The following is a 13,562-nucleotide window of genomic DNA, read 5'->3' as shown; positions in this document are numbered from 1 at the left end:
AGATATCAGGCGAGTGTGCCCTGCTTAGGGTGCGCTCCTTTCGTGAGAGGGACATAATGTCGACACCGCAGAACCCGAACGACCCGAACAGCAGCTCGGCTGAGCAGAACCTCGACGGCCAGAACCCGAGCGCGGGAGACCAGCCGGAGAATGCCCAGCCCGACCAGCCCACCTATCAGCAGGGAACTTACGATCCCAACGCCTATCAGGCACAGGGGCAGCAGTATCAGCAGGGCGGATACTCCCAGCCCGGCGTTTACCAGCAGGATCCCTATCAGCAGGCGTATGGTCAGCCCGCCTACGGTCAGCCAGCGTATGGTCAGGCTCCGCAGTCGGCACCTCAGCAGGCTGGTTTCTTCAAGTCGCTCTTCGACATCCGCTTCGACAACTTCATTGCAGTGAAGTGGGCGGGCTTCATCTACATCATCGCGATCGTGGTCGCGGCTCTGTCCTACCTCGGGACCATCGTCGCTGGCATCACGACGGGGGTCGCCGCAGGTTCGGCAGCGAGCTACCTCAGCGGCGGTCCGAGCTTCAGTGTGCTGCCGCTGATCCTGTCGATCATCTTCGGCTGGATCATTCCGGCGCTGTGGGTCATCGGCGTCCGTCTCGTGCTCGAGCTCATCGTCTCCAACATCAAGACGGCCGAGCACACGCAGCGCATCGCCGATTCCGTCTCTCGCTGACACGGCCTCAGGCGAAGACAGGCGCAGGAAAGCGCCCGTGAATTAGAGTGAGCCCCGCACCGAAATTCGGTGCGGGGCTCAACCGTACCCCCGAGCAGATTCGAACTGCCGTTACCGCCTTGAGAGGGCGGCGTCCTAGGCCACTAGACGACGGGGGCTTAGAACAACACTCCTGGACTGATCCAGACTGTGTCCGCTGGGCTACCAGGACTTGAACCTAGACTAAATGAACCAGAATCACTCGTGCTGCCAATTACACCATAGCCCAATGTTTTTCAAGGTCTTCCCCGTGGAGAATTCCCTGAGCAACGAGATATAACTCTACACAAGCACCCCGCCTCCGGACAAATCTCAGGGGGTCGTTTTCGGTGTGACCTTCTTAACAATACAGGCTCACCGTCCCCTGCCGACGGGCCCGGACATCACCCGCGGGCGAGGCCGATGAGCCGGTCGAAGACCCGGTATCCGTCGGCGCGCAGACCGTTGTGTTCGTACTCGTTCGTCACCCACGGATGCACCCCTGAAAGGTGTTCGGCCGTGGCGAGCGAATACTCCACCGGCACGTACGCGTCCTCGAAATACACCGCCGCAGCGCCGCGCACCGAGGCGGCCCACAGAGCGTCGACATCGTAGAGACCGGGCCACTGACGTGCGGCGACGATCTCGGCCACCTCGGCGAAGGGCGTAAGCTCCGGATCCTCGTGCAGGGACTCGGGTCCGGCGTGCTCACCGGCCAGCAGGGTGGGGTCCTCACGGACGGCATCGGGCATCGCCCGCCTGGCTGCCCAGTTCGTCGTGGTGCCGTCAGCCCAGCAGGATTCGTGGATGACCGCATAGAGCGGGTTCCGTCCCGAGAACGGCAGGGATGCGGCGAGGTCATGCCGGAACGCCGACGAACCGAAATCGTGGTCGAGCAGATAGTGCAGCTTCTCCGGACCGTCCGAGGATCCGAGGAAGTGCCCGAGCAGACGGATCCGCTCCGGCGTCGCCCGTGCTCCCCCGGGCAGGGCAAGACCCTCACCAGCCGACGCGAGCTCGACGAGGTGCCGCATCTTCTCACGGTCGCCGGGGAACGCCGCATAATACTGCTCGGACTTGCGGATCATCCCCTCCCACGTCCGTCCGTAGACGGTCGCCGGGTCGAGGCCGATCGCCGGCAGACCCCCGGTGAAATACACCTCGTGCAGCGCGCTCGAATGCGCAGAGATATAACGCAGCGTCGTGAATCCGCCGAAGGACTGCCCCAGCAGGGACCACGTCTCCGCGCCGAGGTGGCCGCGCAGGATCTCCGCGTCCTCGACGATCGAATCGGCTCGGAAGCAGGACAGCGCCTCGGCGATCGCGGCCGGGTCCTCCCCTACCGTCTCAAGGCCGGTGATGGCCCCGTCGACCGAACCGATCGGGTTCGACTTCCCGGTTCCGCGCTGGTCGAGCATGACGACCTGAAACTCCTCGAGGGCGCGCTTCACCCACCCGCTGGCACCGCCGACGATGCCCGGGCGCGGAGCTTCCACGCCGGGCCCGCCCTGCAGGTACACGAGGTAGGGCTTCCGGCTGTCCGCCTCGGTGGCGATGATCCGTGCGAACACGTTCACCGTGTCCGGCAGGTTCACCTTCGCCGAGGCGGCTTCCCCCGCCCGTCCGAAATGATCGAAGGGGACGGTGATCGTCACATCACGGAAGTGCAGGCCCCCGCGGGTCCAGTTCGTCTGCTCTCCCATGGTCACAGTTGTGCCGCGAGTGCCTTGAGGCGAGTGAGAGATGAGTCCTTGCCGAGGATCTCCATCGACTCGAACAGCGGCGGGGAGACCTTGCGGCCGGACACGGCCACACGCAGCGGGCCGTAGGCCAGGCGCGGCTTGATCTCCATCTCGTCGACGAGTTTGGCTGAGAGCACCTCTTCGAGCTTGGCCGTCGTCCACTCGTCGAGGCCTTCGAGGACCTCGATGGAGGCGGCGAGCACCTCGGGGGCGGAGTCCTTGAGCGTCTTCAGACCGTCTTCGGCCATGACGAGGTCGGCGTCGGAGGTGAAGAGGAACGCGAGCAGGTCGGGAGCTTCGCCGAGCAGCTTCATGCGGGTCTGGACGAGCGGTGCCGCCCGGTCGAGGATCACCAGCTGAGCGTCCGTCGGTGACTCCGGGAGCACCTCGGCGGCCTGGAGATACGGCACCAGCCGGTCTCGGAAGACACCCGGCTCGAGGAGGCGGATGTGGTCGGCGTTGATGGCGGTGGCCTTCTTCACGTCGAACCGGGCCGGGTTGGGCAGGACATCGTGGATGTCGAAGGCCTCGGTGAACTCCTTGACGCTGAACACGTCACGGTCGGGTCCGATGGACCAGCCGAGCAGGGCGAGGTAGTTGATGAGACCCTCGGGGATGAAGCCGTTCTCGCGGTGGAGGAACAGGTTCGATTCGGGGTCGCGCTTCGACAGCTTCTTGTTGCCCTCGCCCATGACGTAGGGCAGGTGGCCGAATTCGGGGGTCGCCTCGGCGATTCCGATGGCCTTGAGGTGTTCGTAGAGAGCGATCTGGCGCGGGGTCGAGGACAGGATGTCCTCGCCGCGGAGCACATGGGTGATGCCCATCAGCGCATCGTCGACGGGGTTGACCAGGGTGTACAGGGGCTGGCCGCCTGAGCGGACGACGACGAAGTCAGGCACGGTGCCGGCCTTGAAGGTGATGTCGCCGCGGACGAGGTCGGTGAAGGTGATGTCCTCGTCGGGCATGCGCACACGCCACACGGGCTCGCGACCTTCGGCGCGGAAGGCGGCCTTCTGCTCGTCGGTGAGGTCGCGGTCAAACCCGTCATAGCCGAGCTTGGGGTCGCGGCCCGCGGCCTTGTGGCGGGCTTCGACCTCTTCGTTGGTGGAAAAGGACTCGTAGATGTGGCCGCCGGCCTTGAGCTTCTCGATGACGTCGGCGTAGATCTCACCGCGCTGCGACTGGCGGTAGGGTCCGTTGTCGCCGCCGACCTCGATGCCTTCGTCCCAGTCCAGGCCCAGCCATTTGAGGGCCTCGACGACCTGGCCGAAGCTCTCTTCGGAGTCACGTGCCGCGTCGGTGTCTTCGATGCGGAAGACGAACTTGCCGCCGGTGCGCTTGGCATAGGCCCAGTTGAACAGGGCCGTGCGGACCATGCCGACGTGCGGGGTGCCGGTGGGTGATGGGCAGAAACGAACTTTGACGCTCACGATTGTCCTTTGCGTGATCTTCTCGGGTGTGAGTCTGTGGTGTGCGCGGTGGCGCTGGTGGTGTGCGGGTCGGCTCAGGCGTCCATGACCGGGTTCGACAGGACACCGAGCCCTTCGATGGCGATGTCGACGCGGTTGCCGGACACGATCTGGCCGACTCCGGCCGGGGTTCCGGTGAGGATGACGTCGCCGGGCAGCAGAGTGATGGTCTCGGACAGGTGCTCGATGAGGGTCGGGATGTCGAAGATGAAGTCGGCGGTGGTCCCGTCCTGCTTCTTGTCTCCGTCGACCCAGGAACGGATGTTCAGGTCGTCGACGTCGAGTTCGGTCTCGATCCACGGGCCCAGCGGGCAGGAGGTGTCGAAGCCCTTCGCACGCGACCACTGCTTGTCGGCCTTCTGGATGTCGCGCAGGGTCACATCGTTTCCGGCGGTGTATCCGAGGACGTGGTCGAAGGCGTTCTCGGCCTTCACTCCCTTGGCCACTCGGCCGATGATGACGGCGAGTTCGGCCTCATAGGAGACATATTCGCTGATGGCAGGCAGGCGGATGGGGTCGCCAGGTCCGATGACCGAGGTATTGGGTTTGAAGAAGGTCAAGGGTGAGACCGGCACTTCATTGCCGAGTTCGGCGGCGTGGTCGGCGAAGTTGCGGCCGACGCCGATGACCTTCGAACGCGGCAGGATGGGGCTGACCAGACGCACGTCGTCGATCTTCAGCCTCTCCCCTGTCGATTGGGCCGGAGAGAAGAACGGGTCCGAGTCGAGAACGGCGAGTTCGAGTCCCGACGTGTCCCAACTGCCGTCGGTGATCGGCGGCACTTCACCTTCGACGACTCCGTATTTGGGCTCGTCCTGATGTACAAATCTGGCGATACGCATATGCCCCAGTCTAGTCAGTGCCAGGCGCCTTCCGCGCGTCGGTGCTCGTCGGCGTCGCGACGTCGACCTGAGAGACTAGTGCCATGCCCGATCCGCACCTCCCGCTCGCCTTCGATCTCGCCCGCATCGGGGCCGGACTGCCCGCGGCCGCGCTCATTGATGAGCTGAACCTCGCCGAGGCGGCCCCCTTCCCGAGATTGGTCGTGGAGGCTCCCCCCGGAACCGGTAAGACCACCGTGGTGCCGCCGATGATCGCCGACTATCTGGCGCGGTCGTTGGCAGGTGCGGAACCGGTCCGCATCATCGTCACCCAACCCCGCCGGATGGCGGCCCGCGCCGCGGCCAGGCGGCTCGCAACGTTGACGGAGACCCGCCTCGGCGAGGTGGTGGGCTACACCGTCCGCGGTGAGTCGCGGACCTCGTCTGCGACTCGCATCGAGTTCGTCACCACGGGCGTGCTCCTGTCCCGACTGCTGCGTGATCCGGAACTGACCGGAGTCGCCGGAGTGATCCTCGACGAGGTGCATGAGCGGCAGTTGGATACGGATCTCGCGTACGCGATGTGCCGGGAGTTGGCCGCTCTGCGTGAGGATCTGTCCATCGTCGTCATGTCCGCGACCTTGGATGCGCAGCTGTGGTCCGAGCGTCTCGGCGATGGGCCGCAGGCGCCGGCGACTCTGCTGTCGGTGGCCGCCGATACCTATCCCCTGGAAGTCCGATGGGCGCCGGCGAAGGAGCGACCGCTCGATGCACGAGGCGTGACCTGGAACTTCCTTGACCATCTGGCCGCGGTGACCGTGCGCGCTGTGGAGGAGAACGCCGACGGGGATGCGCTCGTCTTCGCTCCCGGCGCGCGCGAGGTCGACGAGGTGGCTTCCCGGGTGCGAGGCCGTGTGGAGACGAGCGTGGGCGGTGGTTCTGCGGTCGAAGTGCACACGCTGACGGGCCGGACCCCTGCGAAGGAGCAGGACGCGATCCTGCGGCCGCAGGCGGACAGGGAACGGAGCCGGCGGGTCATCGTCTCGACGTCGGTCGCCGAATCGGCGCTGACCATCGACGGTGTGCGCATCGTCGTCGACTCCGGACTCTCCCGCGGACCACGCCTGGATACGAGACGACGCATGTCCGGGCTGGTCACGATGCGGGGGTCGAAGGCCTCAGGCACGCAACGCTCCGGTCGTGCCGCCCGGCAGGGACCGGGTGTCGCATATCGGTGCATGTCAGAGGCCGATTGGGCGAGCCTGCCCGAGCACACTCCTCCCGAGATCGCGACCTCGGACCTCACCTCTGCAGTCCTCGCGCTGGCCGTCTGGGGAGGAGACGAGGACTTGCTGCCCGATCCTCTGCCCGCGGGCCCGAAGCGGCAGGCGGTCGACAATCTCGTGGCGTTGGGGGCTGTGGAAGTGACTGCGGATTCATCCGAGCTCCCGCTATCAGCACTGCATGCCACCGAGACCGGCCGGGCGATCGCGGCGATTCCCGCCTCGGTGTGGTCGGCACGCGGTCTCCTCGACGGGGCTGACCTGCTCTCCCCTGCTCGTGCGGCCGAGGCGATCGCCGTCATCGAATCCGATCAGAGAGCTCCCGGCGCCGACCTCTCGGCACTTCTTCGACAGCTGCGACGCAGCAGAGATTCCCGATTCGCTCAGGACCGCAAACGGTTCGCCTCGATCGCACGCGAATTCGCGGCCGGCGGCGGTGACGAGAACACGGGCGGCGGAACCGGCCACGGCGGAACTGCCGACACCGGCGAAGCCACCGACAGCTCCGGCATGTCGCTCACCCCTGAGGACCTCGGGTTCGTCACCGCGTTGTCCTATCCCCTGCAGATTGCGCGGCTGCGCAGCTCATCGGACTCCGAATACCTGCTGGCCTCGGGCACTGCGGCGAGCCTGCCGCGAGACTCGTCCCTGCAGGGCAGTCCCTGGCTGGCCATCGCTGAGGTGGGACTGTCCGGGTCGCGGGCGATCATCCGGTCCGCGGTCCCCATCGACGTCGACACCGCGGAACTCGCCGGCGCCGGACTGCTGCACACGGAGGAGACGGCGAGCTTCGAGGGCGGCAAGGTCCGTGCGGTTCGGCGCAGCCGCCTCGGCGGGATCGAACTCTCGTCCACCCCGATCCAAGCCAGCCCCGAGCTCGCTCGCCGCGCCATTGCCGAATCGGTGCGTGAGCGGGGAGCCCGTAAGGTCCTTCGTCCGTCCGAAGCCTTCGAATCGCTGCGAACCAGGCTCGGTCTGCTCCGCTCAGTTTTCGGCGAACCGTGGCCGGACGTGACGTGGGAGCACCTGTCGGTCACGCTCGATCAGTGGTGTCCGGAGGCGCTCGACCGGATCGCGAAGGGCTCGGATCCGGGCCGCGTGGACCTCAAATCCGCGCTGCGCACTCTGCTGCCGTGGCCCGAAGCGGCCCGACTCGACGAGCTGGCCCCGACCCACATCGAGGTGCCCAGCGGATCACGCGTCCGCCTCGAGTACCCGGATCCTGATCGCGCCGAGATCCCGAGCCCGATCCTCGCGGTCAAGCTCCAGGAGTGCTTCGGGTGGACCGATGTGCCTCGCGTCTGCGACGGCCGAGTGCCCGTCACGATGCATCTGCTCTCCCCCGCCCGCAGGCCCTTGGCAGTGACCAGTGACCTCGCGTCCTTCTGGGCGAACGCGTATGCCCACGTCAGAGCCGAGAATCGGGGCCGCTACCCGAAGCATCCGTGGCCAGAGGACCCGTTGACGGCACCTGCGGCGAAGGGCACGAAGCGCTCAGGCCGCTGAGCTGGAGGCCGACTCGGCTGTCTGGGACAATGGTGCGGTGACTTCCGCACCCTCCTCCACGACTCCCGCCCCGTACAGGGCGGAGACCGAGCATGCCGATGAATCGTCGGGCCGCCTCGGTGATGGTGTCGTTCCTGCCTCCCACTGGCACGGGGCACGGGATGAGCACGAACGGCGGATCGCCGAGCGCACCGATGCGCATATCAAGCGGCGGATGCGGCAGGAGAGCCATCCGGTTGAGGATTTCCTCTTCACCTATTACCCATTCAAGGTCGGGCAGCTGAAGAAGTGGCACCCCGGTCCGGGCGTGCGCGTCGAACTCGCCGAGGCGGCCGATCGCCGGTATTTCGACCGACGTTGGTACCGCATCGACGATGACCGGAACGTCGCCGAGGTGGACCTCGAGTCTTGGCGTGCCGACCGTGGGGATGGGGCGAAGTTCATCGCTTCCCTGCTGTCGTCGACGCTGAACCGGGAGGCGAATTTCGGGTGTTTCGGAATCCATGAGTGGGCGATGGTCTACCGGCTCACCGAGGAGCAGCGTCGGCATCAGCAGGTGCCTTTGCGACTGAATCCGGCCGAGACTGATGCTGTCGTCGAGGGCCACCGCATCCAGTGTTCGCATCATGATGCGTTTCGTTTCTTCACCGAGCCGGCTCGGCCGCTCAACACCCTGCAGCCGAGCCGCGAGGGCATGATCTCCAACGAACAGCCCGGGTGTCTGCATGCGGGGATGGATCTGTACAAGTGGGCGATGAAGATCTCGCCGATCGCTGATTCGGATCTCGTCGTCGACTGCTTCGATCTGGCGCTCGACATCCGCACCCTCGATATGGAGGCCTCCCCCTATGACCTTCGCGGATGGGGCTACGGGGTCGTCGCCATCGAGACCGCTGCAGGAAAGGTCGAGTACATGGAACGGCAGAAGGCGTTCTCCGGGCGGGCGCAGTCCCTGCGTGCGCGGCTGCTCGGTGCTTTGGCAGCTGCCGGAATCCATCCACACTGAGGTGCCGACGGTAAGTCGACTGACAGGCAGTCGCCACAGAGCGGACACGCTGGGTTCGCGCCCGGCCTACCGCCTACGATCGGCGGTATGCGCGCCGTTGTCTTCGATCAGTTCTCCGCCCGACCTCAACTGCAGGAGATCCCTGCTCCCGCTGCCCACGCTGCCGGCGTCGTCATCGACGTCGAAGCCACCGGGGTGTGCCGCAGCGATCATCACGCGTGGGCCGGCCACGACTCGACGATCAGCCTGCCCCATGTTCCCGGGCATGAGCTGGTGGGTCGGGTCACCTCGGCGGGGTCAGGTGTGCAGGAATTCCGCGTCGGTCAGCGAGTGACCGTCCCGTTCGTGTGCGGGTGCGGGAATTGTCGGTGGTGCACTTCCGGAAATGCGCAGGTCTGCCCCGATCAGACGCAGCCGGGATTCACGCATTTCGGGTCGTGGGCGGAACAGGTCGTCATCCACAATGCCGATGCGAACCTCGTGGCCGTGCCCGAGGATCTGCCGGCCGCGGCGGTGGTCGGGCTCGGCTGTCGATTCGCCACCGCCTTCCACGGTCTGCGCGTGCGGGCTCAACTTGGCGCGGACGAGACTGTCGCCGTGTTCGGCTGCGGCGGCGTGGGGCTGTCGGCGATCATGATCGCCCGGGCACTCGGCGCGAGGGTGGTGGCCGTCGACGTCAGCGATGCGGCCTTGGAATCCGCCAGTGAGTTCGGGGCCGAACGATGTGTCAATGCCCGCGATCTCGACCCGGCCCAGCTCGGCGCCGAGGTGGTCGCGCAGTTCGCGTCGACCGATCCTGATGGAGTGGCTGTGACTGTCGATGCCTTGGGTCGAGAGGACACGATCCGGGCGGCGATCGGTGCACTGGCGCCCTTGGGCCGACATGTGCAGATCGGGCTGCTGCCTGCCGAGCCGGTCATCGACCTGCCGCGGGTGATCGCTCTCGAGCTCAGTGTGCTCGGCTCGCACGGAATGGCAGCGGCCGAGTACCCGGAGCTCGTGGACCTCGTCGTTCAGGGGCGGCTGCGCCCGCAGGATCTCGTCTCGAACGTCATCGGACTCGACGAGGCGCCCGCGGCGATGGAGGCGATGGGATCGCCCTCCGCCCCGGCAGGAATGACAATCATCGACTTGACCAGGTGAGACGGCCGACGGCCTGGGCACTGTGCGTCGCCTCGGCGACGTCGAGCGCAACGGCGGCGATCGCGGCAATGCATCATCCCTCGCCGAATGACTCCCGCATGCTCGACGCAAGGGAACCGATGAGGTCCTGATTTCCGCGGACGCCGGGCTCGAACGGCAGACGCAGACGATCCTTGTCCTTGTCCCGGCAGCGCGGAATGACGTGCATGTGGAAGTGGAACACAGTCAGCCGGGATGTCCCGCAGATCCGTGCTGTGACGCTTCGGCACAACGAGCAGATGCCCATCCGACCCGGGCTGGATGTCCATGAACGCGAACGTCGATTCGGTCTCGGCGATCGGCGCACTCGGTGCCTCACCCGCGACGATCTGGCAGAAGATGCAGTCGCTGTTCATCAGATCCGGTTCCTCCCTCGCCGTGAGTGGACTGTGCCGTAGGGTGTTCGGCTGCGATGTTCAGACCATGATGGCGAGGACGACGTTCGTGTCCTGACCATCCCAGCGGCCCAGCAGCAGACCTGCGTCGGACTTCTCTGCCGGCGATTCGGGCGACAGGCGATAGAGGATCTCAACGTCTTCGGCGCCCGGCAGTGGGCCGGTCCCGAAGGCGTGAGCCACATCGGTGATCTCTTCTCCCCGATTGCCCTCGTCGTCGACGCGGTACTGCTTCGCCGCGGTCGATGCAGTGGCGATCGTGTGGTCGAGGCGCTGCCGGAACAGCGGGTCGCCCATGCCGGCGTAGACCCACCGCTTGCCGAGCACCGAGTGCTCCATGTTCGCCACGAACGCCTCGTCGGCGCCTTCGAGAGGTGCTCCGCGGTAGGTCAGCGGCACCTGCAGCAGCTGGTCGCCGCTCTTCACGATGTGGATCTCGATGCCCACCTCACCGGCGGGGTCATCGAAACGGTACGCGGTGACGGCTTCGAGCGGGTTCGCCTCGAGGTCGAGCTCGGCGGCCCATCCCTGTTTGGCCACCCAGTCGGTGACGACGTCGAGCTTGCCTGGATTGAGCTGAGCTGAATAGATATCTGCCATGGCGGTTCCTCCTGAGAACTGAGTGACGACGGTGTCAGGTGCTGCTGGTGTCAGGTACGGCTGGTCGCGGTTGACCCGCTGCCGGTCAGGCCTTGCGCGTGCCGGGGATCCATTCTCCGTCGACGACTTCGTAGTCGGCGAAGACCGCCGGGGCCTCTTCTCGCATGACTTCACCGATCTTGTTGAAGATGAGGCGGATCTCCTCTTCGGCGCCCTTCGCGGTGCGCATCTCGATGACGTGGCGCAGGGAGCGCAGGTTCGCGGTGTAGACGATGCCGGTTGCCAGACCCTCAGGGGCGAAGCGGCGCATGAACGAGGTCATGTGCTTCTTATGTGAGAACTTCGTGCCTTCCTCGTCGAGTTCGAAGTGCTCGGCCATCCACTTCTGGTGCTCTTCGAGGGTGTCGAGGACTTTGAGGCTGCGTTCCATGAGTTCGGGATCTTCGCGAGCCCACTCGGGGAACCAGAAAGGAATGTCGGAGAGACGGACGTAGCGAAGCGATTCCTGCGAGAACGCCGATCCTGCACGGTGACGGATGAGCTCGTGAGTGAGCACGCGCGAGACGTTGTGGAGGACGAAGGTGAAGTTCGCGTGTTCGAGCACGGATCCATGCTGGGACTTCACCACGTTGCCGAGGTACTGCGCGGAATCGGTGCGCACCCGCGAGACGTTCGGGTTGAGTCCCGGCTCCCACGAGCGGTAGCACATGCGCCCGGAGAACTCGAGGAGATCCTCGGCGTCCGGGGATTCAGCCTCTTCGACCCGGTCCGCCCATGAGGTTCCGCCCACCTCGTCGAGGTAAGTCCTCATCGCTTCCCAATCGATATTGGGTTTGGCAAGCAGTTCAACGGACGGTTCGACCTGGCGCATGGCTCTCCTAGTGAAGGGGACGTGATTGATTCCCAATCCTACAGACAGCGCGACTCGTTTCGTTGACGGATCCCCACCCAAATTCTGTTCGCCTCAGTCGTGTTCGCTGGCGGGTAGGACGTGCTTGTGCTCGTCGAGCTCACACAGGTTTCCGTCTGGTTCGACGATGTAGGCCGTCGCCCTCGCGGCCTCAACCATCACCGAGGTGGCCACACCGTCGACATACACGACCGCGGCATGATCGTCGATGGCAGTCCCGGGACCGGGCAGGCTCCCATCCGCGATCCAACCCCGGAAGGATTCCTCTCGCCCTGGCTCGCCGTGCAAGTGCGGGCAGGCGCTCCCCTGCAGAAATCCGAGACCGTCGTTCAACGGTGCCAACGGTCCGAACGAATCCGTCGAGGAGGCACGGAACCAGCAATTAGCTCCCGCACTGATGCCGGCGAGGATCGTGCCGCCGGCAGCTGCCTTCTTCATCAGTTCGTCGACTCCATGCCGACGCCAGAGGCTGAGCAGGTTCGCCGTCGAGCCGCCACCGACGTAGATGAGGTCCATGTCGAGCAGCATTGACGGATCCTGGTAGTCCCGCGGGCTCTGCCCGAACAGGGAGAGGACATGGGTCTGTGCTCGCCCTTCGAAAGCCGCTTCGAACCTCTCAGTGTAGTCACGACTGTCGCCGGAGGCGGTGGGGACGAAGCAGACGTGTGGAAGTCCGGATGAGACACTTCGTCGACACACGTCCGCAGACGTCGATCGACGTCCATCCGCAGACCTTCGCTGACTCGCCATCCGCAGGAGTTCGTCATCGATGGCCGATTTCCCGAACTCGGACATCGAGAATCCACCGCCGCCAAGAGCCACGATGGTACCCCGGAAAGCGGTGGGTTCAGGCGTGCTCACGGCACCCGGTGCGTCCACTTCTCGGTCCCGAATTTCTCATCGACGAGCTCCTGGGCCCGTTCGAGCTCCTCCGGAGTGTACGTACCGTAGGTGGCCCCGTATCGGTTGGCGAAGGTGTCGGCCATGACATCGATGATGTCCTTGCGCGCTTCACCTGTCTGGCTCCGCAGCGGATCGACGCGTTTCTTCGCACTCGCCACGCCCTTGTCGGAGATCTTCGCTTCTCCGATGCGCAGCACCTCGACCATCTTGTCCGCGTCGATGTCATAGCTCATCGTCACGTGGTGGAGCAGGGCTCCGTCGCGCATCCGCTTCTGAGCGGCACCGCCGATCTTTCCTCCGGTCGAGGAGATGTCATTGATCGGCTTGTAGAACGCCTCCACGCCGAAGGTCTTCAGCGCCGCGAGCACCCACTGGTCGAGGAACACGTACGACTCTTCGTAATCGAGACCGGCGACGAGGGCAGGCGGAACGAAGATCGAATAGGTGATGCAGTTGCCGCCCTCCATGAACATGGCTCCGCCTCCGGAGATGCGGCGCACGACCTGGACGTTGTGCTTTTCCACACCTTCGGGCCGCAGTTCGTTGACGTAGGACTGAAAGGCTCCGATGACGGCGGCCGTGTCCTCCCATTCCCAGAACCGCAGGGTCGGCTGGCGACGACCGGCCGCGACTTCTTCGAGCAGAACCTGATCGAGTGCCACATTGAGCTGAGTGGGCAGCACCTCTCCGCGGATGACCTGCCAGTCGAAGTCGGTGAAGTTCGCAGCCGAGCCCAGAGCTCGACGCACGACCGTGGCGATATCGGCAGTCGAGAACCCGTGCATCGCCAGTTCCGAACCGTAGCCGGCCAGAGCCTCATCGAGACGGCCGCGCAGCGTCGCATTGTCGGCGGTGACGCTTGCGCCGACGAGGGCCGGCGCGAGGTCGAAATAGGCTTCTTCCGGTTCGAGGAAGAAGTCACCGGAGATCTTCACCTCGGTGATGGTCTTGCCGTCGGAGGTCACATCGGCGACGACGAGTTTGCCGCCGATGACCTTAAATTCGCCGTGGAAGTGCTGCGTGTCGTTCGTCATGTCTCCC

12 protein-coding genes, 2 tRNA genes and 1 pseudogene are annotated in these 13,562 nt (G+C 65.3%); 4 read left to right on the top strand and 11 right to left on the bottom strand.

Annotation, left to right across the window (positions count from 1 at the left end):
- Positions 1 to 56: 56 nt before the first annotated feature.
- On the top strand, positions 57 to 686 hold the full coding sequence (locus BLU88_RS18940) for a DUF4282 domain-containing protein (RefSeq protein ID WP_092012254.1): 630 nt from the start codon (positions 57 to 59) through the stop codon (positions 684 to 686).
- An 85-nt stretch (positions 687 to 771) separates the two neighbouring features.
- Here the strand turns inward: BLU88_RS18940 and BLU88_RS08155 are convergent.
- From BLU88_RS08155 to BLU88_RS08135, 5 genes are all read right to left on the bottom strand, one after another.
- A tRNA-Glu gene (locus tag BLU88_RS08155) sits at positions 772 to 844 on the bottom strand.
- Positions 845 to 882: 38 nt separating this feature from the next.
- Positions 883 to 954 (bottom strand) — tRNA-Gln (locus BLU88_RS08150).
- 154 nt (positions 955 to 1,108) lie between these two features.
- Positions 1,109 to 2,407, bottom strand: coding sequence for an alpha/beta fold hydrolase (locus tag BLU88_RS08145; protein WP_092012251.1), 1,299 nt, complete (start codon positions 2,405 to 2,407; stop codon positions 1,109 to 1,111).
- A 2-nt stretch (positions 2,408 to 2,409) separates the two neighbouring features.
- Positions 2,410 to 3,876 carry a glutamate--tRNA ligase gene (gene gltX, locus BLU88_RS08140; RefSeq protein WP_092012247.1) on the bottom strand — a complete coding sequence of 489 codons (1,467 nt, stop codon included), beginning with the start codon at positions 3,874 to 3,876 and terminating at the stop codon, positions 2,410 to 2,412.
- A 74-nt stretch (positions 3,877 to 3,950) separates the two neighbouring features.
- The gene (locus BLU88_RS08135; protein ID WP_092012244.1) at positions 3,951 to 4,757 is read right to left on the bottom strand and encodes a fumarylacetoacetate hydrolase family protein; all 807 of its coding nucleotides are present in this window, start codon (positions 4,755 to 4,757) and stop codon (positions 3,951 to 3,953) included.
- A gap of 83 nt (positions 4,758 to 4,840) precedes the next feature.
- Here BLU88_RS08135 and hrpB point away from each other — a divergent pair, with 83 nt between their 5' ends.
- The 3 genes from hrpB (at position 4,841) to BLU88_RS08120 (ending at position 9,674) form a co-directional block, all read left to right on the top strand.
- Positions 4,841 to 7,525, top strand: a complete 2,685-nt coding sequence (gene hrpB / locus BLU88_RS08130) for an ATP-dependent helicase HrpB (protein WP_092012241.1) — start codon at positions 4,841 to 4,843, stop codon at positions 7,523 to 7,525.
- A gap of 37 nt (positions 7,526 to 7,562) precedes the next feature.
- Positions 7,563 to 8,531, top strand: coding sequence for a 3-methyladenine DNA glycosylase (locus BLU88_RS08125; protein WP_331712468.1), 969 nt, complete (start codon positions 7,563 to 7,565; stop codon positions 8,529 to 8,531).
- A gap of 87 nt (positions 8,532 to 8,618) precedes the next feature.
- Complete coding sequence (locus BLU88_RS08120; RefSeq protein WP_092012237.1) at positions 8,619 to 9,674, top strand: zinc-binding dehydrogenase; 1,056 nt, start codon at positions 8,619 to 8,621, stop codon at positions 9,672 to 9,674.
- Positions 9,675 to 9,747: 73 nt separating this feature from the next.
- On the opposite strand, the gene BLU88_RS18935 is transcribed toward BLU88_RS08120, so the two are convergent.
- The 6 genes and pseudogenes from BLU88_RS18935 to BLU88_RS08095 all read right to left on the bottom strand — a co-directional run bounded on the left by BLU88_RS18935 (position 9,748) and on the right by BLU88_RS08095 (position 13,555).
- The gene (locus BLU88_RS18935; protein WP_269457695.1) at positions 9,748 to 9,882 is read right to left on the bottom strand and encodes a hypothetical protein; all 135 of its coding nucleotides are present in this window, start codon (positions 9,880 to 9,882) and stop codon (positions 9,748 to 9,750) included.
- A 67-nt stretch (positions 9,883 to 9,949) separates the two neighbouring features.
- Positions 9,950 to 10,069, bottom strand: a pseudogene (locus BLU88_RS18640) (HIT family protein); the annotation flags it as partial.
- 60 nt (positions 10,070 to 10,129) lie between these two features.
- A complete protein-coding gene (locus tag BLU88_RS08110) occupies positions 10,130 to 10,708 on the bottom strand; it encodes a maltokinase N-terminal cap-like domain-containing protein (protein WP_092012234.1) in 579 nt (192 codons plus the stop codon).
- A gap of 85 nt (positions 10,709 to 10,793) precedes the next feature.
- Positions 10,794 to 11,579, bottom strand: a complete 786-nt coding sequence (thyX, locus tag BLU88_RS08105; protein WP_039211033.1) for an FAD-dependent thymidylate synthase — start codon at positions 11,577 to 11,579, stop codon at positions 10,794 to 10,796.
- 93 nt (positions 11,580 to 11,672) lie between these two features.
- Entirely contained in the window at positions 11,673 to 12,368 is a 696-nt protein-coding gene (locus BLU88_RS08100) for a Type 1 glutamine amidotransferase-like domain-containing protein (RefSeq protein ID WP_231939721.1), read from the bottom strand.
- Between the two features lie 107 nt (positions 12,369 to 12,475).
- Entirely contained in the window at positions 12,476 to 13,555 is a 1,080-nt protein-coding gene (locus tag BLU88_RS08095; protein WP_092012232.1) for a lipoate--protein ligase family protein, read from the bottom strand.
- Positions 13,556 to 13,562: the final 7 nt, after the last annotated feature.

The organism is Brevibacterium siliguriense, assembly GCF_900105315.1.
GTDB lineage: Bacteria > Actinomycetota > Actinomycetes > Actinomycetales > Brevibacteriaceae > Brevibacterium > Brevibacterium siliguriense.
Note: the sequence above shows the minus strand (reverse complement) of the source record. Positions and strands in the feature narration are given on the sequence as shown.

Coding starts and splice junctions, on each gene's coding strand:
- BLU88_RS18940 (WP_092012254.1), top strand. CDS start 57: ATGTCGACACCGCAGAACCCGAACGACCCGAACAGCAGCTCGGCTGAG.
- BLU88_RS08145 (WP_092012251.1), bottom strand. CDS start 2,407: ATGGGAGAGCAGACGAACTGGACCCGCGGGGGCCTGCACTTCCGTGAT.
- BLU88_RS08135 (WP_092012244.1), bottom strand. CDS start 4,757: ATGCGTATCGCCAGATTTGTACATCAGGACGAGCCCAAATACGGAGTC.
- hrpB (WP_092012241.1), top strand. CDS start 4,841: ATGCCCGATCCGCACCTCCCGCTCGCCTTCGATCTCGCCCGCATCGGG.
- BLU88_RS08120 (WP_092012237.1), top strand. CDS start 8,619: ATGCGCGCCGTTGTCTTCGATCAGTTCTCCGCCCGACCTCAACTGCAG.
- BLU88_RS18935 (WP_269457695.1), bottom strand. CDS start 9,882: ATGCACGTCATTCCGCGCTGCCGGGACAAGGACAAGGATCGTCTGCGT.
- BLU88_RS08110 (WP_092012234.1), bottom strand. CDS start 10,708: ATGGCAGATATCTATTCAGCTCAGCTCAATCCAGGCAAGCTCGACGTC.
- thyX (WP_039211033.1), bottom strand. CDS start 11,579: ATGCGCCAGGTCGAACCGTCCGTTGAACTGCTTGCCAAACCCAATATC.
- BLU88_RS08100 (WP_231939721.1), bottom strand. CDS start 12,368: ATGGCGAGTCAGCGAAGGTCTGCGGATGGACGTCGATCGACGTCTGCG.
- BLU88_RS08095 (WP_092012232.1), bottom strand. CDS start 13,555: ATGACGAACGACACGCAGCACTTCCACGGCGAATTTAAGGTCATCGGC.